Source organism: Fibrivirga algicola, assembly GCF_011742925.1.
Lineage (GTDB): Bacteria > Bacteroidota > Bacteroidia > Cytophagales > Spirosomataceae > Fibrella > Fibrella algicola.
Genome location: NZ_WAEL01000005.1, coordinates 349,629 through 373,570 on the forward strand (window position 1 = coordinate 349,629; position 23,942 = coordinate 373,570).

Annotated in this window: 29 protein-coding genes; 14 read left to right on the forward strand and 15 right to left on the reverse strand. The window is 52.3% G+C overall.

The features are described 5' to 3' along the window. The first annotated feature begins 21 nt into the window (after window positions 1–21). From F7231_RS15550 to F7231_RS15580, 7 genes are all read left to right on the forward strand, one after another. Complete coding sequence (locus F7231_RS15550; RefSeq protein ID WP_166692547.1) at window positions 22–666, forward strand: deoxyribose-phosphate aldolase; 645 nt, start codon at window positions 22–24, stop codon at window positions 664–666. 138 nt (window positions 667–804) lie between these two features. Next, complete coding sequence (locus tag F7231_RS15555) at window positions 805–1,641, forward strand: hypothetical protein (protein ID WP_085411287.1); 837 nt, start codon at window positions 805–807, stop codon at window positions 1,639–1,641. An 89-nt stretch (window positions 1,642–1,730) separates the two neighbouring features. After that, window positions 1,731–2,306 (forward strand): RNA polymerase sigma factor, encoded by a 576-nt coding sequence (locus tag F7231_RS15560; RefSeq protein ID WP_085411286.1) that lies wholly within the window; start codon window positions 1,731–1,733, stop codon window positions 2,304–2,306. Continuing rightward, window positions 2,287–3,819 (forward strand): porin family protein, encoded by a 1,533-nt coding sequence (locus F7231_RS15565; protein ID WP_166692548.1) that lies wholly within the window; start codon window positions 2,287–2,289, stop codon window positions 3,817–3,819. Before F7231_RS15560 ends, F7231_RS15565 begins: the two co-directional genes overlap by 20 nt. A gap of 55 nt (window positions 3,820–3,874) precedes the next feature. Next, window positions 3,875–4,447, forward strand: a complete 573-nt coding sequence (locus F7231_RS15570) for a Rieske (2Fe-2S) protein (RefSeq protein ID WP_166692549.1) — start codon at window positions 3,875–3,877, stop codon at window positions 4,445–4,447. Between the two features lie 80 nt (window positions 4,448–4,527). Next, the gene (locus F7231_RS15575) at window positions 4,528–5,220 is read left to right on the forward strand and encodes a hypothetical protein (protein ID WP_085411283.1); all 693 of its coding nucleotides are present in this window, start codon (window positions 4,528–4,530) and stop codon (window positions 5,218–5,220) included. 84 nt (window positions 5,221–5,304) lie between these two features. Further along, a complete protein-coding gene (locus F7231_RS15580) occupies window positions 5,305–5,853 on the forward strand; it encodes a YceI family protein (RefSeq protein ID WP_085411282.1) in 549 nt (182 codons plus the stop codon). Between the two features lie 68 nt (window positions 5,854–5,921). Here F7231_RS15580 and F7231_RS15585 read toward each other — a convergent pair whose 3' ends face one another. From F7231_RS15585 to F7231_RS15625, 9 genes are all read right to left on the reverse strand, one after another. Further along, window positions 5,922–6,869: a D-2-hydroxyacid dehydrogenase gene (locus F7231_RS15585; protein WP_166692550.1), complete on the reverse strand. Its 948-nt coding sequence runs from the start codon at window positions 6,867–6,869 to the stop codon at window positions 5,922–5,924. 85 nt (window positions 6,870–6,954) lie between these two features. Then, window positions 6,955–7,449: an NADH-quinone oxidoreductase subunit B gene (locus F7231_RS15590; RefSeq protein WP_085411280.1), complete on the reverse strand. Its 495-nt coding sequence runs from the start codon at window positions 7,447–7,449 to the stop codon at window positions 6,955–6,957. A gap of 51 nt (window positions 7,450–7,500) precedes the next feature. Next, window positions 7,501–8,106, reverse strand: a complete 606-nt coding sequence (locus F7231_RS15595) for a hypothetical protein (protein ID WP_166692551.1) — start codon at window positions 8,104–8,106, stop codon at window positions 7,501–7,503. After that, window positions 8,075–8,554 carry an NADH-quinone oxidoreductase subunit A gene (locus tag F7231_RS15600; RefSeq protein ID WP_166692552.1) on the reverse strand — a complete coding sequence of 160 codons (480 nt, stop codon included), beginning with the start codon at window positions 8,552–8,554 and terminating at the stop codon, window positions 8,075–8,077. The genes F7231_RS15595 and F7231_RS15600 overlap by 32 nt, the downstream gene beginning before the upstream one ends. Window positions 8,555–8,581: 27 nt before the next feature. Then, window positions 8,582–9,277 carry a porin family protein gene (locus F7231_RS15605; protein ID WP_166692553.1) on the reverse strand — a complete coding sequence of 232 codons (696 nt, stop codon included), beginning with the start codon at window positions 9,275–9,277 and terminating at the stop codon, window positions 8,582–8,584. A 183-nt stretch (window positions 9,278–9,460) separates the two neighbouring features. Further along, on the reverse strand, window positions 9,461–10,018 hold the full coding sequence (locus F7231_RS15610; protein ID WP_085411276.1) for a YqgE/AlgH family protein: 558 nt from the start codon (window positions 10,016–10,018) through the stop codon (window positions 9,461–9,463). Window positions 10,019–10,302: 284 nt separating this feature from the next. Next, the gene (locus tag F7231_RS15615; protein ID WP_166692554.1) at window positions 10,303–10,692 is read right to left on the reverse strand and encodes a hypothetical protein; all 390 of its coding nucleotides are present in this window, start codon (window positions 10,690–10,692) and stop codon (window positions 10,303–10,305) included. Window positions 10,693–10,740: 48 nt separating this feature from the next. Further along, window positions 10,741–11,325, reverse strand: coding sequence for a DUF4230 domain-containing protein (locus F7231_RS15620; RefSeq protein ID WP_166692555.1), 585 nt, complete (start codon window positions 11,323–11,325; stop codon window positions 10,741–10,743). A gap of 7 nt (window positions 11,326–11,332) precedes the next feature. Continuing rightward, window positions 11,333–11,998, reverse strand: a complete 666-nt coding sequence (locus tag F7231_RS15625; RefSeq protein ID WP_166692556.1) for a hypothetical protein — start codon at window positions 11,996–11,998, stop codon at window positions 11,333–11,335. A 232-nt stretch (window positions 11,999–12,230) separates the two neighbouring features. Here F7231_RS15625 and F7231_RS15630 point away from each other — a divergent pair, with 232 nt between their 5' ends. The 5 genes from F7231_RS15630 (at window position 12,231) to F7231_RS15650 (ending at window position 17,380) form a co-directional block, all read left to right on the forward strand. Beyond that, window positions 12,231–12,782 carry an RNA polymerase sigma factor gene (locus tag F7231_RS15630; RefSeq protein WP_085415010.1) on the forward strand — a complete coding sequence of 184 codons (552 nt, stop codon included), beginning with the start codon at window positions 12,231–12,233 and terminating at the stop codon, window positions 12,780–12,782. After that, window positions 12,769–14,667 (forward strand): hypothetical protein, encoded by a 1,899-nt coding sequence (locus tag F7231_RS15635; protein ID WP_166692558.1) that lies wholly within the window; start codon window positions 12,769–12,771, stop codon window positions 14,665–14,667. Before F7231_RS15630 ends, F7231_RS15635 begins: the two co-directional genes overlap by 14 nt. Before the next feature lie 22 nt (window positions 14,668–14,689). Then, window positions 14,690–15,178, forward strand: coding sequence for an META domain-containing protein (locus F7231_RS15640; RefSeq protein WP_085411271.1), 489 nt, complete (start codon window positions 14,690–14,692; stop codon window positions 15,176–15,178). A 190-nt stretch (window positions 15,179–15,368) separates the two neighbouring features. Next, window positions 15,369–16,679, forward strand: a complete 1,311-nt coding sequence (locus F7231_RS15645; RefSeq protein ID WP_166692559.1) for an LVIVD repeat-containing protein — start codon at window positions 15,369–15,371, stop codon at window positions 16,677–16,679. 74 nt (window positions 16,680–16,753) lie between these two features. Beyond that, window positions 16,754–17,380, forward strand: coding sequence for a hypothetical protein (locus F7231_RS15650; RefSeq protein ID WP_229369988.1), 627 nt, complete (start codon window positions 16,754–16,756; stop codon window positions 17,378–17,380). Window positions 17,381–17,466: 86 nt separating this feature from the next. Here the strand turns inward: F7231_RS15650 and typA are convergent, their stop codons facing one another. From typA to F7231_RS15665, 3 genes are all read right to left on the reverse strand, one after another. Continuing rightward, a complete protein-coding gene (typA, locus tag F7231_RS15655; protein WP_085411269.1) occupies window positions 17,467–19,281 on the reverse strand; it encodes a translational GTPase TypA in 1,815 nt (604 codons plus the stop codon). A gap of 337 nt (window positions 19,282–19,618) precedes the next feature. Beyond that, window positions 19,619–20,053, reverse strand: coding sequence for a hypothetical protein (locus tag F7231_RS15660; protein WP_166692560.1), 435 nt, complete (start codon window positions 20,051–20,053; stop codon window positions 19,619–19,621). Between the two features lie 104 nt (window positions 20,054–20,157). Continuing rightward, the gene (locus tag F7231_RS15665) at window positions 20,158–20,796 is read right to left on the reverse strand and encodes a phosphatase PAP2 family protein (protein ID WP_085411267.1); all 639 of its coding nucleotides are present in this window, start codon (window positions 20,794–20,796) and stop codon (window positions 20,158–20,160) included. Window positions 20,797–20,943: 147 nt separating this feature from the next. Here F7231_RS15665 and F7231_RS15670 point away from each other — a divergent pair, with 147 nt between their 5' ends. Both F7231_RS15670 and F7231_RS15675 read left to right on the forward strand, forming a co-directional pair. Beyond that, a complete protein-coding gene (locus F7231_RS15670) occupies window positions 20,944–21,666 on the forward strand; it encodes a MotA/TolQ/ExbB proton channel family protein (RefSeq protein WP_085411266.1) in 723 nt (240 codons plus the stop codon). Window positions 21,667–21,779: 113 nt separating this feature from the next. Further along, a complete protein-coding gene (locus tag F7231_RS15675; RefSeq protein WP_085411265.1) occupies window positions 21,780–22,172 on the forward strand; it encodes an ExbD/TolR family protein in 393 nt (130 codons plus the stop codon). Between the two features lie 94 nt (window positions 22,173–22,266). On the opposite strand, the gene F7231_RS15680 is transcribed toward F7231_RS15675, so the two are convergent. The 3 genes from F7231_RS15680 to F7231_RS15690 are packed head-to-tail and all read right to left on the reverse strand — an operon-like array spanning window position 22,267 to window position 23,937. Further along, the gene (locus F7231_RS15680; RefSeq protein WP_085411264.1) at window positions 22,267–23,037 is read right to left on the reverse strand and encodes an SDR family oxidoreductase; all 771 of its coding nucleotides are present in this window, start codon (window positions 23,035–23,037) and stop codon (window positions 22,267–22,269) included. Then, window positions 23,034–23,435 carry a hypothetical protein gene (locus F7231_RS15685; protein ID WP_085411263.1) on the reverse strand — a complete coding sequence of 134 codons (402 nt, stop codon included), beginning with the start codon at window positions 23,433–23,435 and terminating at the stop codon, window positions 23,034–23,036. The genes F7231_RS15680 and F7231_RS15685 overlap by 4 nt, the downstream gene beginning before the upstream one ends. Window positions 23,436–23,439: 4 nt before the next feature. Then, complete coding sequence (locus F7231_RS15690) at window positions 23,440–23,937, reverse strand: hypothetical protein (protein WP_166692561.1); 498 nt, start codon at window positions 23,935–23,937, stop codon at window positions 23,440–23,442. Window positions 23,938–23,942 lie beyond the last annotated feature (5 nt).

Sequence of the window (23,942 nt, forward strand, 5' to 3'; positions counted from 1 at the left end):
AATAACCTAAACAGTTTCCCTGTGAATCACCTCTTTCCGTATATCGATCGTACGCTGATCCACCCGAACGTGACCATCACGGAGCAATACAACGCTATCGACGAGGTGAATCAGCTGGGGTTAGCGGGGCTGGTGGTGGCTCCATTCTGGGTAAAAAAACACCGCCGTGAACTTGGCGATACGCATCCCGCCACGCTCACCGCCGTCATTGGCTACCCCTATGGATATCAGCGCACCGAGGTAAAGCAACAGGAGCTGGAACTGGCCCTGGCCGATGGCGCCAATGCCATTGAGGTTGTACTCAACACGTCGGCTCTGTTCTCGCCCACGTCGGTCTGGCTCAAAATCGAACTGGTCAAGCTGGTGGCTGCTGCGCACGCCCGCGAAGTGCCGCTGACTGTTGTGCTGGAGTCGGGCCTGCTGGATGATGAGCAACTGCTGAAGCTGATCAAAACGGCCACCGACGCCGGTACCGATGGCCTGAAAGACGCAACTGGTGTTCCATTGGCAGGTACGTTGCAGCCCACTTTCTCCCTGAAAAAAGCCCTGGACTTTCGGGCCAGCGTATCTCGTTCGGTAACCGTCACCATTGCTGCTGATGGTGCCACTGAGCAGGAACTGGAAGCCCTCGTTGCCGCCGGAGTTACTCGGTTAGCGATCAGATAAAGGGCCGGTTTCGACGCCTAAAAGTTAATACCTGACACTTTTTTCATTCATCCACGCAACCTGACGTGTATACCTCTCCGTACTGCCTACTGAACCGGTTCAACTGTTCGATTTCTCACTCTACTCAGTTGAAGCACTATGCAGTATATTTCGAGAACCTTCCGGCTAATTGGTTTCGCTCTGGCGATAACAGGTGTTCTATCGGGTTGTCACACGAATGACACCGCCACTACACCACAGCCAGACATTCAGCTCAACACCACCTCGCTTGGGAGTGTATTAACCGACCAGTCGGGTAAGACGCTTTACTTTTTTGCGGCCGATGCAAGCGGTAAATCAGCTTGCTCAGGTACGTGCCTTGATGCCTGGCCTGTATTTTATAAAGAAACGCCTACGTTGAGTACGAGTCTGACCGCGGCTGATTTTACTACCATCACCCGTGCTGATGGTAGCAAGCAAACGGCTTTCCGGGGCTGGCCGTTGTATAGCTATAAAAGCGACAGTAAAGCTGGTGATGTATTGGGCGATAATGTGGGGAAAGCCTGGTATGTAGCAAAACCAGATTATTCGATTATGATTGGCTCTGGTCAGTTGGTTGGTAACGACGGCAAATCGTACACGAAGACGTATACAGAAGGTACGGGTACAACCCTTTACCTGACAGACGGCCTGGGCAAAACGCTGTATGCCTTTGCCAATGACAAACGGGGTAAGAATAACTACACCAAAGAGGATTTTAGTAATAATGCTACCTGGCCCTTGTTCGAAGACGCAATCAAATCGCTGCCATCGGTGCTAAAAGCAGCTGATTTTGCTACTACCACGGCCGCCGGGCATACGCAGGTGACCTACAAGGGCTGGCCGTTGTATTATTTTGGACCCGATGCCGGCATCCGTGGAAATACGAAGGGCGTGAGTGTGCCTAAACCAGGGATTTGGCCTATTGTCTACACCGATTCTCCTGATGCTCCCTGATTAACTTTGCTGGCGGCTGGCTTCTCACCAACCAGCCGCCAGTAATTAGCGGTTTGGTAACCAGCCTGTTGTACCCTTAAAAGACGTTTATGGCGCAAACGCCTCAGATATTGCCCCTTTCCGACCTGCTGGCAGGTTGTCTGCGCCATCACCGACGTAGTCAGGAGGTGCTATACCGGCAATTCTACGGCTATGCGATGGGTATCTGTCTGCGCTATACGCAAACGCCAGAAGAGGCCGTAGAAGTATTAAACGACGGTTTCTTGAAAGTATTCACGAAACTAAATCAGTATGACCCAATGCAACCATTCAAACCCTGGCTGCGACGGATCCTGATTAATACGGCTACCGATTATTACCGGCAGGCTGTACCGCACTATTATCAGAAAGATATTGAGGCGGCCGGGCATGAGAAAAGCCAGGAGGCCGATGTGTTGAGTACAATGGAATACGAGTACCTGTTGACACTGGTGAAACAGCTTACGCCTGCCTACCGAATCGTGTTTAACCTATACGCCATTGATGGCTTTAGTCACGATGAAATTGCTACCCAACTGGGTATTTCGGTAGGTACGTCCAAGTCAAATCTGGCGAGGGCGCGCGAAAATCTTCGCCAGATGTTGCAAAAAAAAACGAACGATGAGTATGGAAGATTGGCCCGATGACCATCTGGACGAGCTCTTCAGAAAATCGGCTGAAGAACATAACGTCCCCTTTAACCCCGACGACTGGGCCGATATGAGTCGGCGGTTAGATGAACACGACCGGCATTCCCTGTTCGACCGGATTAGCCGGTGGGGGGGGATCGGCGCTGTACTGCTGTTGTTGCTGGCTGGTTTGGGTTGGTTCACCTACGAGCGCCTGCCTGAAAAGGGTAATCTCGCCGGTGGTAATCAATCCGGTGCTCGCCAAGTGGTCGCCCAGGGACCACAACGAACTACTACGAAGTCGGCCGTAGGGCTGGGTGAAAAGGCGACGGAGTCAGCAGATAAGGCTGTAGCATTATCTGCCGGGAAGGCGACTGCATCCACAAAGCAGGACCATGTTCCTGATGCGCCAATAAACGATTTACCTACAGCGGGTAACCCGGAAAGCCAACGTGCTACGTCTATAGTAAGTACCCCCGCCGGACGGGAAACAACAAACGCGAATGCGCCTGACGCCGCACGCAGGGTGGCTGATCGGGCAACAGTAAAACAGCTCAGGCACCGTATGGCCTTAAGCAAAAGGCGGCTGGTAGCAGAAAACACAGTGACGAAACCTATGATGAAGGCATCAGGTATGTTGCCAGCCGGTCTGTTGGGTAACTCCCTGCGGGTTGCGGCTTCGGCTGGCGATTTGCCTGACACCAGAGGAAGGCAACCTGTTGACCCGCTTGCCGACAATACCGACCAGCTACTAGCCGCTACGGACGTTGCTGATGCCACCGGACAGTGGATGCCCGTGCTTATGCCTGCCACGAGCTTGAGTGGCGTGGTGCAGCAGGTTCGTCCACTGGCAGAACCGACCTGGGTGGCGCCAACAGCCGATGCTCCGGTTCGGCGGCCTCCGCCCCGGCTAACGGGCCTGAGTGTGATGCTGTTTGCCTCACCCGATCTGAGTGGCATTGGTCTTGAAAATTTTGAACGACCCGGTAGTAATGCCGGTTTGTCGGTTCAGTACCAACTCACCGATCGGTTGAGCGTGACTGCCGGGGCCATGTACAGTACAAAACGGTATCAGACCTACGCCAGTGAGTATGTATGGCCCAGCTACATGAACATGGACGTATGGCCGGAAGAGATTGCCGGGGTTTGCAAAATGGTCGACGTGCCGCTGAATGTTCGTTATGACTGGCTGCTGCGGCCCCGTGGCGATGGGCGGGCCCCTGCCCGCTGGTTTGCCAGTGCAGGGCTCACCAGCTATTTTATTCAACACGAAGTATACAGCTACGAATACGCGAACCCGGCCGATACCAAGATCAAGTACTGGGGCTGGGATAATAAGAAAGCCGGGCGCGCGGGTGGTTCGTTTGGTTTCAGTAATTTGAATATATCAGTAGGCTACGAGCGGCCCATCACCCATCGACTATCGTGGCAGGTGGAGCCATTTGTAAAAATACCCTTGAAACAGGTAGGGTATTTCAAGGTCAGGTTGCTCAGCACCGGCGCATTCGTTGGGCTGCGTTACCGGCTGTAATACCTTGAAAAGTCGCGTATTAACTCTCAACAGTTCATTTATTCAACATACAAACATGACTACAACCCCCAACAATCGCCCAACACCACAGCCAGAATCAGAGACATCGCTGCTACAAACGCAGGTTTCCCGCGGCGAATTTATGCGTAGCCTGGGCATGAGCAGTGCCGCCCTGATGGCCTTTTATTGCATGGGTACGTTGTCGTCCTGCAAGGGGAGCACAAGTGACCCCGCTCCCGTAATAATCACACCGGGTGGCACAACGGGCGGCGGTAGCTCGGGCGTAACAGGTAATGCCAGCACTTCGGCAGGGGCCATTAATTTCACGGCCGACCTGACGAATGCAAACTTCGCTGGGTTGAAAACGCCCGGCAACTTTGTGAACGTTGGCGACATCATCGTTTTCAATGCAGCGGGTAGTTATAAAGCACTGAGCCGAATCTGTACCCACCAGGGCGGTAACCTGTCGTACCAGGCCAGTTCAAATGATCTGGTGTGTAGTCTGCATCAGGCTACGTACGGGATTGACGGGTCGACAAAAACACCGCCTGTTGGTGGCGGCACCACCACGGCTGTTAAATCGTATACGGTAACAGTTACAGGCAACAGCCTTCAGGTAAAAGCGTAACTGGTTAGCCGGTGAAGCGCGGGTTCTTTACCTTGCGCTTCACTGGCAACGACTCTCCGACTTTCTACGTACCGGTATTTATGATCCGTTCCTTATTCGCCTGCCTTCTTTGCTGGCTAACAATTACTGGTGTTCATGCCCAGGACACTACCCGGGTTGTGCCAACCACTACCACTGCCGATACAACCCGACCGGCTACCCAATCGGCTGATGACCTGTTGGGCAGCCTGACAGATTCAATTCCATCAGCGCCATTATTGCCCGATCATATGCTGATCTCGCAACGGCTGTTTTGGGGAAAGAATGGGTTAATGCGCATTACCAATGCGTCGCCGCTAACCGCTGAGGGCCGAAGCCATGAATTGAAGATCAGGCGGACGATGTTGAAACTGCACCAGATTGGCGGTTTTGTTACGCTGGCTGGTTTCGTGGCGCAGGGAATCATCGGGTCGCAACTGTACAAAGCCGGTGCCAGCGATTATCGCCGCTTAAAGGACCTGCACGAGAGTATGGCCACGGCCATTAATATCTCGTACGCCACCACGGCTTTGCTATCCCTCACGTCGCCACCGCCCGCTGTTGGTCAGCGGCGGGGATTAAGCACGATCAAGCTGCATAAATACCTGGCCATCGTGCACATGGCTGGTATGATTGCCACCAATATCCTGGCCGGGCAGATTAGCGAGAACGCAGCCCTAAAGCCCTACCATCGGGCCGCTGCCTACACGACATTCGGCGCTTTCGCCACGGCGATTATTGTGCTGAAATTTTAACTGGTACACTGCTGAAGCGCCGGCTTCGCTAGTGAGACATACGACTTTAATGACCGAAGTGTCCGCTTCGGCGCTACAACTACTATGAACCGTCTGTTGATTTTCCTGCTGCTCGCCTTGTCGGGCTTTGTACCGCGTGCCCTTGCGCCAAAAAAACTAATGGCCGATAAGGGGAAATCGACGGTAACGTATTCAATGGTGCACCCTATGCATAAATGGGATGGCATTAGCCGGGATGTAAACGCCGCGATGATCTACGACGATGACACCAAGCAGGTGCAAAACGTAGCGGTGGTCATTCGGGTAGCGTCCTTCGATAGTAAAAATCAGAACCGCGATTCGCACATGGTTGAGGTGCTCGACGGAATTAAGTACCCCAACGTAAGCTTCACCAGTCAGGATGTGAAGCCCAATGCCGATGGTACGCTGACCGTCAACGGAAAACTGACGTTTCACAACGTAACGAAGCCAATCACGGTACAAGTCACGCGCCGCGACGCGGGTAACCAACTACTGATGAATGGTAAATTTGATCTGAAAATGACTGATTACGGCGTAGAACGCCCCTCGCTACTCGGCATTGCCACAGAAGATCAGTTCAGCCTAGCCTTTGCGCTGGCCTTCAATAAGTAGAAGTTTCAGGTGTGAGTGGCAAGCACAAGGCTCGCTTACTGTTGGTTAACGAGCCTTGTGCTTGCCACTCACACCTGAGATTCCCGGATGTTATCTGCTACGCGATCCATTAACGTGCGGCGGGCTTCAACGCTACTCCAGGCGATGTGTGGAGACAGGATAATCCGCTCCGGGTGGGCCATTGTCAGGTAAGGGTGATTAGCGGCGGGTGGCTCCTGTTCAAATACGTCGACACCAGCACCGGCTAGCTTCCCCTCGTCGAGGGCACGGGCCAGATCTGCTTCATTCACCATGCCTCCCCGGCTAAATAACAGCAAAATGGCCGAAGGCTTCATCTGGCTCAGTTCGTTGTAGGTAAGCAGGTTGTTGGTTTTTTCAGTCAATGGCGCGTGAATCGATATGACGTCCGACGTGCTCAACAAGTCAGCTAACGACACCGCCTGGTATGGCACATCGTAGGTGTTCCCCGATGCTGAGAAGTAAACCACCGAGGCGCCAAAGGCCGTGGCAATCTGTGCCACTTGCCGCCCGATAGCACCCAGGCCGATAATGCCAAATTGCTGGCCGCTAAGCTCGAGAAACGGACGCCCCAGGTGCGTGAAAATCGTTTCGCGGCTGTAATCGCCCGACTTCACATACTGATCGTAATAATCAGGCGAATTCATCAACGATAGCAATAGCGTAAAGGCTACCTGCGCCACGCTCTGCGTTGAATAACCTACTACATTTTTAACCGGAATACCGCGCTCAGCCGCTGCGGCCATATCGATATTGTTGGTGCCGGTGGCAGCTACGCAGATCAGCTTCAGGTCGGGGCAGGTGGCTAGTACGTCGCGGGTAATGCGCACTTTGTTGGTAATTACCACGTCGGCACCCTGGAGGCGCTTACTTGTTTGCTCGGGCGACGTGTCTGGGTACGTTGTAAACGTGCCGCCGGTAGACGCAGCCAGCGTGTCAAACTGATTCAGGTCCGGTTCGGTGCCAACAGTGCGGGTATCCAGGAAAACGATGTTCATGAAAAAGGGCGTGTCAAGTTCCAGGTATCATGTGTCAAGTGCTTCGCTCATTGGGATAAGGGGTGAAGCACCTGGAACTTGACACTTATTTGTTAAGTAGCGGATGTTCTGTTTTGATCTTTTCCTGGAGCTTCAGAAAACCGTCAATCAGGGCTTCGGGACGGGGCGGGCATCCAGGTACGTAGACGTCGACGGGAATAATGCGGTCGACGCCTTTCACCACGTGATAACCGTGCTGCCAGTAAGGCCCGCCGCAGTTAGCGCAGGAACCCATCGAAATCACGTAACGTGGCTCAGCCATCTGCTCGTAGAGGCGGCGAATACGGTCGGCCATTTTATAAGTTACCGTACCCGATACAATCATGATGTCGGCCTGCCGGGGCGAGGGACGTGGGAAGATGCCAAACCGTTCCAGGTCGTAGCTAGACGTCATGGCGCCCATCATTTCAATGGCACAACAGGCGAGCCCAAACGTCAGTGGCCATAATGAAGAGGCGCGCGACCAATTAAGGAGTTCTTCACTCGTGAGAAACATCACGCCGGGATCTGCTGATTTTTGGGTAGTGGGAGAGACTGTCATACTCGTGGAACAAGGCTTGGCGCTTTCTGGTGCCGAGAAGGTGGAGATACGTTACTCTTGACTCGGCTGTTCAGTCCGATCAATCATGTCTTGTTGGGACTCGTACGAATAAGGGTCAAGCTGAAGCCGAAGCTGACGTGCTCTAGTAACAGGATCATTGCCAACAGCTCGAATTGCTACCCGTTTTGTATTGCCAATCAAGTGACCTGTCAGCATGCCGGCGGCGCTGCCTGTGCCCATAATCAGCACCAAGTTGAGGCCAAATAAAGTGGGGCTGCGAAATGTACTTTCGGGCGCGTGCACCAACCCAGCATAAAGCCCAGCCAGACCACCGACAATCGCGCCTTTGATTCGGGGTAACCGCCTGCTGCTTGGTCTGATTACGGCCCGCTTTATGTCACTGAGCTTAACAAGTTGGCCTGAGTAAGGAAACAGCAACAGCTCAGGGTCATTCTCCACGTCCAGGATTTGGTCTGTCAACGCGCCCACAATACCACGGCATCGCTCTCCGTTTTGAAGAACGACTTTGATGGTGTATACGGTAACTTTTACGGGTAGGTCAGGCGATGATTGGCCCCACAGAGTAGTTGGAAGCCAGTTTATTAGTAGCCAGATCGGGAATGACTTAAGGAGGGGTAACGCGTTCGTACTTGTCATTGATCTGCTGATAGAGCGTCATAGGAACGGGCGAATCGATTGTGGGAACCTTCGGCTGCGGTTTTTCCCAATCCAGATACCCTTTGGCCCAGGCGTAGGCCAGTCCCAGTGCTAATATAGCAACAAAAATAAACGCCTCAGTCAGCGCAAACCAGCCCCATAATCCATCGGTTTCGGCAATGAGCGTAGCCTGGCCGAATACCGTAGCCCACGGAAACAGAAAGACCAATTCAACGTCGAACAGCACAAAAATCAGGGCAATAACGTAGAAACGCGGGTTGAACTGAATATTGGCGTTTCCCACCGGCTCCTCACCCGACTCGTAGGTTGTCAGTTTTTCCTCGCTGGGGCGGTCGGGGCGCAGTAGCTTTCCGAACAGCAGAATGCCTCCAATGAACGCAAAAGCGGCCAGGATGAAGAGCAACATGGTGCCGAAGTCGGAAAGCATAGGTTGAGAGTAAGCGTGGCGCTTAACTTATTTCTTGTAGAAGTTGTAAACGAGCGATACCTGGAAGGCACGGTTCTGGAGCGTACTGTTAACTGTTTCCGGAATCTTGGTCACACCATACACGTAGCGGATGTTCAGACTGAACTTGTCGAGCATATCCAGAAAATCGTAGTGGATGCCCAGCGCAATGCCCAGATCGCGGTTCGATTTAGGACCGTTCGGGGTATCGATGGCCCAACTGAACTCGGGACCCGCCTGGAATGTCAGCCCCTCGGTTGGCATGTAACCAAACATGATGGGCAAACTGACGTAATTGAAGTTGTTCTCGGTCGTAATCCGGTTCGTTGATCCGATCTGAAACTGCTGGTACGTCCCGCCTTTTAGCTGATAAAGCAGTTCGGGCTGAATCACGAATTTTGTGAACCGATACCGATACATCACGCCTAGATGAAAATCCATCTTCTGCTTTGGAATATTTGGCGATATACCTGAGATGGGAGCACTGGTGAGTGATGGACCCACTTTGATGCCGAAATGACCACTGTTGAGCAAAGCGCTGGGGCCGTATCCGCCGGGCGCATACTGTGATCGCTTAGAAGTGCCGGGTGTGGGTACGTCCTGTGTAACGGGCGTGGCTGAGAGAGAATCGGAAACGGTCTGGGCCAGGGTGCTGAGCGGCAATGCCAAACCCACAACGCAGGCAAAAAGCTGATGGAGACGCATTATGAAGAGAAAAAAGATAGGGATCTACACTTAGCAGACCCTTCCATAACGCCGGACGTTGGCATACGGTACAGCAAAGTTGGTGAAAAAAGGTTAATAACTACGACGAATGTCCCTGGCGAACGTCCATGATGAACCCTGCAGTGCCACTTGCCCACCGGTCGTTGACCCGCTCTGCCTGTGTTAATTAAGTCGGGGGTCTACCGGGTAGTTGGAGAGGGCTTTATATTGGCCCCCCATCCGTTTTAAAATATCGCGCCACAACTGGTCGGCGGGCGTATCGAACAGGAAGTCGGCGTCGGTCTGTGAGATGATCCAGGTCTTTTCGTCCAGCTCTTTGGTCAACTGCCCCGACTCCCAGCCCGAATAACCAATAAAAAAACGGGCATCGGCTTCGGTCAGGGTGCCGATATTGAGTGCCTGCTTTACCTGCTCGAAATTACCGCTCCAGTACAGGCCTTCGCCCAGCGGAATCGACCCGTCGATGAGGTCGGGGCGTCGGTGAATGTAGTGGAGGGTATCGGGTTGAACGGGGCCGCCCACATACAATGGAATATCGGCATAAATATCGTCGATCACATCGCTGACATGCAACGTGGTTCCCTGGTTCAAAATCAGTCCAAAGGTGCCGTCGTCGGCGGTATGTTCACAGACCACCACCACGCTCCGTTTGAAGTTATCGTCGCCTAGAAAAGGTTCGGCGATCAAGAGGCTGTTGCGGGCAATGGTCTTCGTTTTCATGGGCGTTGTGTTCTGGTAATCACAAGAATACGGCAAAGAATGGTACGCAGTTGCTTGGTCAGTAAATAATTAGCAACAGGGTTTCCCTAACCTGTTGTGTAGGTAGCCAACTAGTTAGTTTGTTAGCTGAAAATTACTAAACACGTTGTCTACCAAATTGTTACGTAACCTATGGTGTCGCTGAGTATCGCTGATTTGACGGGCTCCCTGACGCTGGAAATCCCAAATTCATGGTTTTGGATCATGAGTTTGGGATGTCCATAAGCAGACTGCATTTATGGGACCTAGTCGAGTTTGACGTCGATTTTCTTCAGGTCGTATTTGCCGGTCGAGTTAAAACTGGTTAGTAATCCTTTCTGTCGTTTTTCGGCTTCCTGTATGCTTGTATAACAGTTCAGATCGCTAGTGCATAGGTCGTTGCCGGGCTTACAACCAGCCTTCACGTAGTTGGCGAATTGATTTGCCAGCCGACGAATATCGGTTTCGTCGGCCGTTACCTCCCGAATGTCGGTGTACAAAAGTTGCCGTTTCGCTGTCGACTCCTCGTTGGTAAGCACCTCCCGCGACAGGCAGAAGTAGTAGTACGCCTGCTTAGGCTCGGCCTTTTTTGGGTGCAGGGAGATAAACCCAAGGAACGGGAGGGTAAATAAGGTAAACGCTACTAGCTTTTTCATGCGTGAAAGGATGTTGGTAAGGATGTCAGGAGTTCGATTGATTACTGGCTAATTGGTTACCCTAATGCTCACAGGCCTGCCGGTCAGCTGGATTAGCATAGGCTGGAGCAGCGTTATGGCATTGCGGCGGGTTTGGTCCAGAATACCACTCTGCATGGCCGAGGCACGTACCTGACGCTCGGCCTGTCGGTAGGCATCACTAACTAGCTGCGCCTCGTTCAAAAAGGTGTAGTTGGTATCGTATACCCGCGATCGGTCGTGGTTTATCTTCCAGGTACAGAGTTCGGGGGCTGGCAACTGCACGACCAGTGAGTCGCCGTTCGTCGTAATGTCATCAGGTTTCAGTTTTGTCAGGTCAACGCAGCCTACGGCCTCGCCTTCTATAATGAGTACCGCGCGCGAATTGGGCAGCAGCATATTGGCCTGTTCGTGTTCAACAATGTCTTTAAATGTGTACCGCACCAGTTCAAGTTTGCCCAATGCCACCACCCGTTCGAGCACCACACTATGGGTAGTCTGGTCGGGCTGCCGCGTGAACCGGGCTAGCCAGGAAGCACTACGTACCTGTTCCCAAACGGCCAGTAACCCTACTACCAGTAAAGCCCACAAGGCAAGGCGAATAAGTCGATTCATGAAGTTATTATTTCTGATCGAGCGAGGCCAGTGCTTTGGCAATGTCTAACTCATCGGCAAGGTCGATGTTGTTTGTTTTCAGGAAGTCTTCCAAGGCGGGGCCTTTTTCTTTCAGGGCGCGAACCAGTGATCTTCGGTTCAGCTTTACCTGCTCGGCAGTGTGGTCAGGCCGAACTAGGTAATAGACTGACGCGTCGTAATATTCGTCACCTACTCTGGCATCGCCACCATATGTTTGGCTGGCGGAAGTTTTTAAGAATTTTTTGACGGGCAACTGCACGAGCAGGTACGTTCCTCGATGAATGATCCGCACCAATTCGTCTTTTAAGGCAGCATCGTCGGTAATTAAATTGGATAGGTGCTCGAAGATGATAGGCTCATGGTTGGCCGATGGCTGCAATAACAGTTGGCTCACGTCTGTTCCCTGATAACGTACCGAATCACGGGCGGAGGTTTTTACGGTTACCTGCCGCTCAAGAGCGTCATAATTGAAGTGCCCGGTAGTAAGTTTCCTGCCCGATTGCAAGGTTACCTCGCCTCGTGTCCAGCCGGGCATAATAAAGGGGCTGCCTTTAACGCTAACCGTACCGAAATTAAATGGCCGGAGCGTAGTGGCTACTCTCGACAGGGTACCTAAACTGTTCTGCACCTCTATAGTATTCTGGGCCTGCATATGAGTAATGCTAGCCAATTCAACTAATAGGCCTATGGCTAATGCAATCTGTGGGGACGTTTTTTTGACTAGCATAAGTAAGTTTAGCCTGTAACGTAATTGGTTGTTGTGCGGTAGGAAATATACGGGATTACAACAGGCAACTATACTTACTAAACGATGATTAGCAACTTTTTTTATATCCGTTACAACCCTTTTTGGTTGGGGTGAGTCTTTGAGTCACCAACGTATGATGCCGGACGAACGAACCCTAGTTGATGGCTGTCGGCAACAGGACCGACTCTCGCAGCGACTGCTTTATGAGCGGTTTGCCGGAAAGTTGTTTGCTGTCTGTAAACGCTACATCAAAGACCCTGACGAAGCTGCCGACGTGTTGCAGGATTCGTTTGTGAAAGTATTCCGGCACATCGATCAGTTCCGGTTTGAGTGCCCGCTGGAGGCCTGGCTAAAGCGGGTGGCTATCAACACGGCGCTGAAGCACCTGCGCAAGAATAAGCCTTTCGAGCACATGACCGACGTTGATGAACTGGCGAATTTGTTACCGCAAGCCGACGAAAGCCTGCCCAGCCTGAATTACCAGTATCTGCTAAACCTCGTACAGGAACTCCCTACGGGCTGCCGCACGGTATTTAATCTGTACGCCATAGAAGGGTATACCCATCCCGAAATTGCCGCGTTGCTCGGCATCTCGGAGGGAACATCGAAATCACAGTTTTTTCGGGCCAGAGGCCTGTTACAACAAAAATTAACGGACGACCAGTCCATTCGCAATGAATCGTTCTGACGATCTTTTCCCGCAACCCGGCGGCACGCCCGACCCGTACTGGCAGCGGGCTTTCGACGATGCTTTCGACACACCGCCCCCCCGGGTTTGGGAAGGTGTGGAACGGCAGTTAGACCTCGATGAGTCTGACGGCATATTGCCCCTTTGGCAACACCGGGAAGGGCGGCAGTCGATGCTGTTTGGCCGTTGGGCGGCGGGTATCGCTGCCTCTCTCATGCTGACAGCCTTGGGTTGGTGGGCGTGGCATCGCGAAGATGCCATTCGGCCCGATGTGGCTGTAGCAATAGCCGCCAAATCGCAGGAAACACGCGAGCCAGATGCATTACTGCCGACTGGACCCGTCGTTGCGAGTGCGGAGGCAACGAACGTACATACGCAGCCAATCCCCCGCCTTGCCGAAATACCAACGGTAGCCCGACGCCGAATGCACTCTGGACAAGATGCCAACCGGGAAACAACGCTTCCGGGTACGTACCTGGGTGATCAGGCGCTGGCGGTTGCCGGCAAGTCTGTTCCGCAGGCCGATGCGCCACCCCTGTTCAATCAGCAGGCGGTTAGCACCGCTTTAAGCCAGATTCAGGAAGTAAACAACGGTACGTTGATCTTCACCGAAGCAACTACCTCAACCCTGCATTTGATGAACGGGCCACAGTCTATTCAGTCAGGTATGACCAGCCCTGATCCTTCGTCGGCGCTGTCTCGTTCGGTTGTAACGTACTCTGTGACAACACAATCGTTTAGTCAGCAACCGGCTGGTGCGCAGTCGTTTACCCGGCGGTCGGTAACGGTGCAAACGCAGGGTACTTCTGGCTTCTCCGGGGCCATAGCTGGTTTTAGTCGGCAGTCATTACCAATGCAAATACAGGGAGGGCAACTTCCGCCCAATGCGTTTCAGCAGGCTGCACAGCCTGGCTTGCCTACGCCTGACCGGTCGGCACTGACAGGCGCTGTGCCGGAGCGAACGGCCCTGGTTGGTGCTCCGCTTGCAGCATCACCCTCAGGCGCTCGTCAGCAAAGCACCGAGTTGGTAGCTGACGCTGATGTCACGGCCGCACCTGCATCGACGACCTCGAAAAAACAGCGTCAGCGTCCCTGGTTATCGGCGGGGGTAGCGGCTTCGGCCTTTAGCCCGGCTGTGGCTGTTCGGCCAACCCTCAGCACGGCGGCAGTCACGGCACAACCTGCTTTCTCTTCAGGAAATATGAATGCTGCGCTCGGATCACCAGCCAGCTTGCAGAGTCAGGTTGGCCGGTCGGTGGCTTTTCAGGCGGGGATTGGTATAACGCTGGGCGAGCGCTGGTCGGTTGAGACGGGAGTGGGTTACCTCAGTAGCCAGAATGAGATTCAGAGTCCATCGCGAATTTCATCATTGACATCGGCTATCAGGTCAGCCGGTTCAGATAACCTGTACGTCGATCTGGTGGCTCGTCTGGCCAACCAGTACAATGCAACGTCGGCGAATACATCGGCCGATAAGATGTATGACTACACGTTAGCTAATCAGGCCAATAATTACACGGCCGTACAGCAGCAGGCCGTAAGTAACTCGTATCAGTTCGTGCAGGTACCCCTACAGGTAGGCTATGAACTTCGGCCTCGGCGCAAATTCGGGTTAGCATTACTGACGGGTATGGTTTCGAACTGGTTTGTGCGCAATACGGTAGCAGATGCCATTACGGTAAAGGCTGGCGACGGCGTGTATCGCCCCGTTACGCTGGCAGGCACGGCGGGTATGCGGCTTCGGTATCGGCCCGACCATATTTGGTCAGCGTCGGTGGCAGGTACATTCCAGCAAAGTCTGCAATCATTGACGCGCAGTGACGTAAGCCTACAGGCACAGCCACAGCAGGTAGGATTGAGCTTTAGTGTTGATCGTCATTTTTAGTACACATCTCTGTGTTAAGGTTATGAAACATACACGCTTGCCCGTATTCGTACTGACTTTCCTGTGGATCGGTCTGCTGTTGCTTACAGCTGGGTGTTCTTCGAAAAAAAACGAGATTACCTCCGTGGCATCAGCTAGCGACATGGCCGGTAACTGGCTGTTGATCGAGCCTGCTTCCCCGTATAGAATCACGCTCCAGATTACAGACGTAGGTTCGTCGTTTATCGAACATTATGGAGTGCAGTTAACAGGCCAATCGTCGGTTAATCAATACTTCGCTACGGGCTCGTTTAGCATACGTCCTTCTATCGAGTCGGGACCAACCGGAACGGGTTCGGTGAGTGGCCTCGGATCAACCAAGATAGCTGGCCTACCGGCAGCCATGCAGTTTGAGAATGACTACTTCGCCCGGTTACAAGCTGTAAACAAAGCAGAACTGGCTGGGACTAACCAGCTTCGACTCAGCTACGGTGGAACTTCGCCCGGCGTGCTGGTTTATAAGCGACAGTAAGAACAACAATAAGTTAATTCTCCGTTGGGTGAAATCAATGGAGACGGAAAGAATGTAAAAGCCATAATGATATTTTGTGTAGGACTCGATCGCCCGGTGGTTTTGCTGCCGGGCGATTTTTTTTGCGTCGTTACAACCATGTTGAATGGGGCTGGGTCATGCGCTTAACATTCCTTAACATATTGACTTTATGAAACGACTACTTTACGTACTGCTGCTGGCCCCCCTGACGCTGATCGACATGGCCTGCACCGACCAATGTACCGAAACACGCGTGTTTCGGCAGTATACGCCCGTGTCGCTTACGACCGCTCAGGTACGTATGGGCCTGAATGTGGCTCCTGCCCGTGGACTGATTAATCCCGGTAAGATTTACACGAAGGATGGCTACCTGTTTATCAACGAGTTGAAAATGGGGATTCACATCATCGACAACCGCAATCCGTCTGAGCCCAAATCGGTTGCGTTTGTCAACATCCCCGGTAATGGGGATATAGCCGTACGCGGTAACTTCCTCTACGCCGATAGCTACATGGATCTGGTTACGCTCGATATCAGTAATCTGGCCGATATCCATGAAGTGGCGCGGACGCAAAATGTGTTCACGCAGGGCCAGTTCGACGGCGGCTGGTGGTATTACTCGCCTACAAATAGCAATAGTCTGATTCAGGATCAGCGGGTTGACTATATGAAGCAAACTGTTAAAACCAACTGTGAAGCATCACCGGCAACAGCTGGCGGTTGGTGGGGTGGGGTTCAGTTTGCGCTGGCTTCGTCCGACAGCAAAGCGTCGTCGGGCGGAGGGAGCGGTAGCGGGACATCTGGTTCAATGGCCCGTTTTGCGCTTTATGACAAATTTCTCTACGCTGTTTCGTCGTCAGACATGAAGCTGTTCAACGTGCAGCAGCCTGAGAAACCTGCATTGAGCAACACAATCAACATGGGCTGGGGTATTGAAACGATCTTCCCCTACAAAGACAAGCTCTTCATTGGCTCGCAAACGGGGATGCTCATTTACGATAATGCAAATCCCGCTCAACCGAAGCAGTTGTCGGTATTCCAGCACGCCCGTGTGTGCGACCCGGTGGTGGTAAATGACAATACGGCCTACGTGACACTTCGATCGGGCACGACATGTCAGGGATTCAATAACCAACTCGATGTGGTTGATATATCGAATCTAAGCAGCCCGAAGCTGATGAAAAGCTACCCAATGCGGAACCCACATGGACTGGGGGTTGATTTCCCGAACTTGTTCATCTGCGAAGGTGCGTACGGCCTTAAGTCATTCAACGTGAGCGATCCGATGCAGGTGGATAAGAACCTGCTGCAATACATGGAAGATCTTCAGGCATACGACGTGATTCCGATGGGTGGAGTGTCAGGGCAGAAAACACTGTTGCTGATCGGTAAAGACGGCTTCTTTCAGTTCGACTACACCAACCCAAGTCGCCTGCGTCTGCTGAGCAAAATTCCTGTTAGCCGCCCTGATTTTAGCTAGATTGGTTTTCGGTTTTACCCCCCAACCCCCTTTAGTTGGTTAGGGGTAAAACCGAATCAAATTGCTCTGTCCTCATGAAACCAAATTATATACTTTACTGGCTGCTCCTACTAGTGCTGACCTGCAGCCAACGTACCCACGCTCAGTTGCCTGTCGCGGGGTCGCCATTGACGAAGCGCGTCTATCCATATGTGAATTATACGGAAGTGGGTGGCTTGTTTGGCCGGGTATCGTACCCCGCCTGGGTGGGTTCGCCCGATGAGGTCCTTGAAAATAGAGTGAGTCTGACGCTTCAGACGTTCAACGGCGTGCAGGTACGTCCACGGCTGGCGGCTGGCGGCGTGGTGGGTATCGATTGGTATTCCGGGGCGTTACTGTTGCCGGTAGGCGCGGGGGTACGGTACGACCTGGCTCAACCCAATGATAAGAACGTACGGGTATTTGTGTCGGCCGATGTAGGCTACGGCCTTACCTGGCTCAACAAAGCGACATCGGGTAATGAACTTACCCGCGGCGGTTTAATGCTTAACCCTGGCCTTGGGCTTCGGTTCGGTAAGCCCGATAAGGGTGCTTTTTTGCTGACGGTCAGCTACAAACGTCAGAACGTCGAAGCTGCGAAACCGCTACAATGGAATGATATTCGCCGCGACGAAAGCCGGGTATATAATCGGCTGGCGGTTCGATTGGGAATGAGCTTTTAAAAAAGCAAGGGGCTTAGGGCGTTGGGACTGGGGTACTACCCCCTCATCCCTTCGCCTTAAGCCCCTTGCTCTAAGCTATTGTTCGTTTACGCCATAGCGAACTTGTTGGCGTTCCGTTTCCGCTCGTTTTCGTCGAGGTAGATCTTACGAATACGCATCGACTTGGGCGTTACTTCCAGATATTCATCTTTCTGGATGTATTCCATCGACTCTTCCAGTGAGAAAGTAATCTTCGGAACGATCCGGACGTTGTTGTCTGAACCAGAGGCGCGCATGTTAGTCAACTGCTTGGCTGTCTGCACGTTTACTACGATGTCATTCTGACGGTTGTGCTCGCCGATTACCTGACCCGCGTAGATTTCTTCACCCGGATCGACGAAGAACACGCCACGATCCTGCAATTTATCAATCGAGTAGGCCGTTGCCTGACCAGACGTCATCGAGATCAGTGATCCGTTGATACGCTCTTGGATTGGACCTTTGAATGGCTGATACTCCTTAAACCGGTGCGACATAACGGCTTCACCGAAGGTAGCCGTCAGCACGTTCGAGCGCAAACCGATCAGACCACGTGATGGAATGTCGAACTCAAGGTGCTGCAGGTCACCTTTCGGTTCCATAATCAGCAGTTCGCCTTTCCGTTGCGTAGCCAGTTCAATTACTTTACCGGCCGTCTCTTCGGGTACGTCGACAACAAGGGTTTCGATCGGTTCCAGTTTCTGGCCGTTCTCATCTTCTTTGTACAACACCTGAGGCTGACCAACCTGCAGTTCGTAGCCTTCGCGACGCATCGTTTCAATCAGGACCGAAAGGTGAAGAATCCCCCGACCATAAACCAGGAAGCGGTCTTCGCTGTCGGTTGCTTCTACACGCAGAGCGAGGTTTTTCTCAATCTCTTTGTACAGACGCTCGCGCAGGTGACGTGATGTTACGAACTTACCCTCTTTACCGAAGAACGGTGAGTTGTTGATCGTGAACAGCATGTTCATCGTAGGTTCATCAACCGAGATACGCTCCAGTGCTTCTGGATTTTCGATATCTGTGATGGTGTCACCAATTTCGAAATCTTCCAGACCTGTAATGGCGCAAATGTCGCCGCACTGTACTTCGGTTACTTTCTGTTTGCCAAGACCTTCGAACGTTTGGAGTTCTTTGATCTTTACCCGCTTCACACTTCCGTCAGCTTTTACCAGGGCCATGTTGGCACCTTCTTTCATGATACCACGGTGCACCCGGCCAATGGCGATCCGACCAACGAAGGCCGAATAGTCGAGTGACGTGATCTGCATCTGTGGCGTTCCTTCGTTAACGGGTACCGGAGGAATCGTGGCAATGATCGTATCGAGCAGGTACGTGATATTGTCGGTTGGTGTTTTCCAATCCGGACCCATCCAGCCTTGTTTCGACGAACCATATACGGTTGGGAAATCAAGCTGATCTTCAGTAGCGCCGAGGTTGAACATCAGGTCAAACACCTGTTCGTGTACTTCGTCGGGGCGGCAGTTTTCTTTGTCGACCTTGTTAACGATAACGATCGGCTTCAGGCCCAGCTGAAGGGCTTTGCCAAGTACAAAACGTGTTTGGGGCATAGCACCTTCAAAGGCATCGACGAGCAGGCAAACGCCGTCGGCCATTTTCAGTACACGCTCCACTTCACCGCCGAAGTCACTGTGACCTGGGGTATCGATGATATTGATCTTAACGTCTTTGTAACGAACCGATACGTTTTTCGAAACAATGGTAATGCCACGCTCACGTTCCAGGTCGTTGCTATCTAGAATCAGGTCCTGGAATTCCTGGTTCTCGCGAAAGAGTTTCGACGCGTGAATAATCTTGTCGACCAGCGTAGTTTTGCCGTGGTCAACGTGGGCGATAATCGCAATATTGCGGATGGATTGCATACAATGTTTTCAACGTGTTACTACCTGGGTCTCGACAGTCATTGTGAAGTAGTGCAAAGTCTGGAAAGTCATTTTCGTTGCCTTAGCAACTTTCCAGACCTTGCACTACTTCACAATGACTGTCGAGACTGTCAAAAGAAACACAGGCAATTTTCCCGCAAAGGTACGAAATTTTACACTGTAAAACAGATATTTACAACATATTAATGCGCACACGGACAAAGAAGGCTATTGACTCCCTTTATTGTACAATTCCGGTAGTTTCATAGAGTATACCAATGGGCATAAAAAAACGCAGTGGCTCTAGCCGCTGCGTTCAATCTTAGCCAGTCGTGTATCAGTTTTTTGGCGCGGCCATCATCTCCTTAATGAGCGCGTCAGATACTTTGGCGCCGCGCAGGGCAATGAGGCCGTCGACTGACGTATTGAATTTGTTCTTTCCGCGACGGATTTTCTCGGTAATGAGCGTCTTCGATACGTTGGCGTTATTCAACATGATAACGTCATCATTAGTCATCACGTCGGTCATTATTGATTTAGCCATCATCGCCTTAACGATGGCATCGGAGATCTTACCGTTCTCGAGGTCGATCAGGCCTTTTGGTGATAGATCGAAATTCGCTTTGCTGCCGCTAATCTTAGCCTGAATCAGGGAGGTGCCTACTTTAGCGGTATTCATGGAAATGATGTCCTGATTGGTTAAGACATCCTGACTTCTGGCACCTATTGCCGAAAACAGCAGCAGGCTTAGGGTCACTAAAAATTGTCTCATCGTTTATATGCAGATAGATTGATTGTGGCTGCATAATAGTACAAAAGAGCTAACTGGCACAGAGACAATTGATTAAACGTACGCTTTTTACGTTACCGACAGCTTTATTTCCCCAATGTGGGTAGCTCGCCAAACCGTTTTGAGTAATACAGCACAACGGCAATCGAGGTTAACGTACCCAGCAAGGAGCCTGCAAATGTGTCTTCGACAAAATGCTGGAATAGGTATACCCGCGAGTAACCGGCTACTGCGCCCACAAACACGCAGAGCCAGCCCCATGCTTTGCGCTGCCACAAAAACGCCAGCATGCTGTACAGGGCAAATGCCGAGGTGGTGTGCCCCGACGGAAAACTGTTGTATTCGTTGATGTGCAGGTCTTTAATCAGGTGATACTCCCAGTTCGAGTGCTCGAAATAGCGCACAGGGCGCAGACGCTCGGGAAAAACGACGAGTTTTAGAAACATGCTGATCAGGCCGGAAATGGCGAAGCTGGCCAGAATAAGCCAACCTGCCCGGCGGTTCAGCACCAGAATCAATACCCCGACAACGAGCACAAAGCCACCGTCGCCCAAGTACGTCAGATACGGAAAGAGTGCGTCGCCGATGGGGCTGTTGTGGTCATTGACAAACCGGATAAGTTGTTCTTTGGTGTACAGTACCATCAGTATGCCTACAGTAAAGACTAGCAGCAGGTACGTTACAAAAAATGGTCGGTTGGCTCGAAAAAGGGATGAAAGCGTCATGGGTGCAAAGGTAGAAGCCATTCTATTATCTACTGGAACCGGCAATCAGTGATGGCCTTTGTTATCTTTGGCATACGATTCGTACTGTGTTGCGCGTTGTGTTTGCTGAACGTTGCGACGATCAACATTTTCCGCTACTTCCTGTCTATGACCATCCTACTTCAGGTTCCTTCCGCATCGGCTGTGGCCGATACCACCGCCAGTGCACTCAACGGGGCGGCCGCTACTACACAAACGCTTGGCCTGTTCGATCTGGTAGCTAAAGGCGGTTGGGTGATGGTGCCTATCGCTTTCTTGTTCTTTGCTACCCTGTACCTGATTGTTGAACGGTGGATTCTGATCAGCAAACAAGGTAAGGTCGACGAGGGATTTGTTGACAACGTAAAAGATATGCTGCTACAGGGCAACGTGAAGTCGGCGGAGTCATTCTGCAAAAATCAGCGCACGGCCATCGGTCGTGTGTTCGAGAAAGCTGTTGGGCGGGTAGGGGTCGCTTCCAACAAAGAAATCGAGAGCACCATTGAAACGGTTGGGCAGATCGAGCTGTCGCGGATGGAGCGTAACCTGGGCTACCTGGGTGTCATTGCCGGTATTGCTCCCATGCTCGGCTTCATCGGTACGATCTCCGGTATCATCCGCATCTTTTACGACATTTCGCTATCGGACAATATCAGCGTGGGCATCATTGCCGGTGGTCTATACGAGAAAATGATCACGTCGGGTTCGGGCCTCATTGTTGGGGTAGTTGCCTACACGGGCTATCACCTGTTGAACATGGCGATCGAACGCTTCACGCTCAAGCTGGAGATGAACGCCTTCGAATTTATGGAAGTCCTCCAAAAGCCCACCGAAACAGCACGGGCGCGGTAAACTAGTCTTCAGTTCGCGTTTCATCTTTTTCTATGAATCCGCTGATCAGCCAACAGGGTGATTGAGCAGCGAAACAGAAAACGGTGAACTGCAAATAGTAAACGCTCTTCAACATGAAGCTTCGTCGAAAACGAAAATTTGCCGCAGAGGTGGCTACGTCGTCGTTGAACGACATTATGTTTTTCCTGCTGCTGTTCTTTCTGATCATCTCAACAGTAGCCAACCCAAACGTTATCAAGCTGTTACTGCCAAAGGCCGCTGCCTCGCAGCAATTGAGCAAGAAGCAGGTAACGCTCTCGGTCGATGCCAACAAGCAGTATTTTATTGATAAGCAGCCCGTAGCTACTGAATCGTTAGAAGAAGAGCTGAAAACGGTAATGGCAGGTATTGATGAACCCACAATCGTGGTGCGTTTCGACAAAACGCTAAGCGTTCAAGACCTGGTCGATGTGCTGCAGACGGGTGCCAAGCTGAACATCAAAATGGTGATGGCAACGTCGAAATAAAACTAGTTTGCTGTTTGACGTTGCGCTGCTACCGATACACTCCTTCAGCGGTTGAGCAAGCGGAGCAACCACAAACGTCAAACAACAAACTGCTTTAATACCCATTGGCCAGCATACCGCCGTCGATAGCGACCACCTGGCCGGTGATGTAGCTGGAGGCGGGCATGCTAAGGAAAGATACGGCTGAGGCCACCTCTTCCGGTTCGCCAACACGATTCATGGGCGTACGAGCCAGAATAGCCTGCAATTTATCGGGGTTGTCGAGCACCGGCGCGGCCAGCGGAGTGCGGATGTACCAGGGCGCCACCGCGTTGACCCGAATCCCGTCCTGTGCCCATTCTACCGCCAAATTTCGCGTGAGCTGATTCATGGCCGCCTTGGTCATGCCGTAGAGCGATCCGCTGCTGGTATGGGTTAGTCCCGATACCGACGACACAAAGACAATGCTGCTTTGCCCCGTGGCTTTCAACAGCGGATACACCGCCTGGGTCAATTCGTAGGCCGAGCGGATGTTCGTGTTCAACACGTAGTCATACTCGTCGGCAGCATAATCGGCAGTGGGTTTACGAATGTTCGTACCCACGTTGTTAACCAGGATTCCCACGCTTCCCCACGTTTCTTTCACGGCGTCGGCCAGGGTGCGGGCGGCGTCGGGTTGGCTCAGGTCAACGGCCAGCCCTTCTACCACGTAGCCTTGCTGACGATACTCAGTGAGTTGCTGCTGGAGCAGGTCATTGTCGCGGGCTACTACAAATACAGCCGCACCAAGCTGCAAAAACTGCCGCACAATGGCTTCGCCAATGCCTTTTGTAGCACCCGTTACAAGAGCACGCTGACCCTGCAGGGAAAAAAGTGGAGTGTTCATGATCGTTTTGAAATGCGGTCGAACAGCGTCTTGCCCACGACCAGCATGATTAATCCCGGCAGCAAAATAGCGCCAGCCCGGAAGCCAGCCCCTGTCAGTTTATAAACGCCCTCATTGAACTGGATAGCGCTGATAAACAACCAGTAGCCACTTGCTGAAAGGAGCACCGCCAGAAGCAGCACTGCTATGGTTTTGGTTGCCCGGCCAATCAGCGCTGTTAGCAGGATCGATACGCCGACAACGGCAGCCACAGTGCCCAGTGCACGGGGAAAGGTTTTCAGGTAATTGTAATCGTAGAAAAAAATACCGGCCCGTCCGAGGAGGTTAGGGTGCGACATCAACCAGCCGTCGAGTACAACCAGAACGGCTAGTAATACGTAGAAAAAAGGGTTCTTCATGAAATTAAGCAGACACTGGCTTGATGTACCGCTTCAGCCAGGTTTGGGCAGCAGGTACGTGCCAGGCGGTCAAATATTCCGCTTTTGTTTTTATCAGTGTATTAAAAACGAGTGTATCGGCTGTTAGCGTGCCCTCGGCGAAAGCGGCCTTCAAATCACCCAGAGGCAAACTCTGTACTGACCCGTCAGCGGCGAGGTACGTTACCGACCGGTCCATAAAATCAATGCCCAATACCTGCCCGGCGGCCTGCACTGAATGCACCGATGAGTCGATGGAACAGCCGCTGGGAAGTCCCGCTCCTTCATCGACTGCAAGGAGTAGAAACCGGCCGTCGACAACCCGGGCTGCGGCCAGCAGCGGGTGCCCATGCGCCGCCCAATTGGCCAGTGCTGGCTGCAACGTCATTTCAACGGCCGTTATTTCGTCGGCGGTGAGCACCCGGTTTGCCTGGTACACCCACAGGCGGGCATCGGGCGTTATTTGGTCGAAAGAGATAACCATAAATG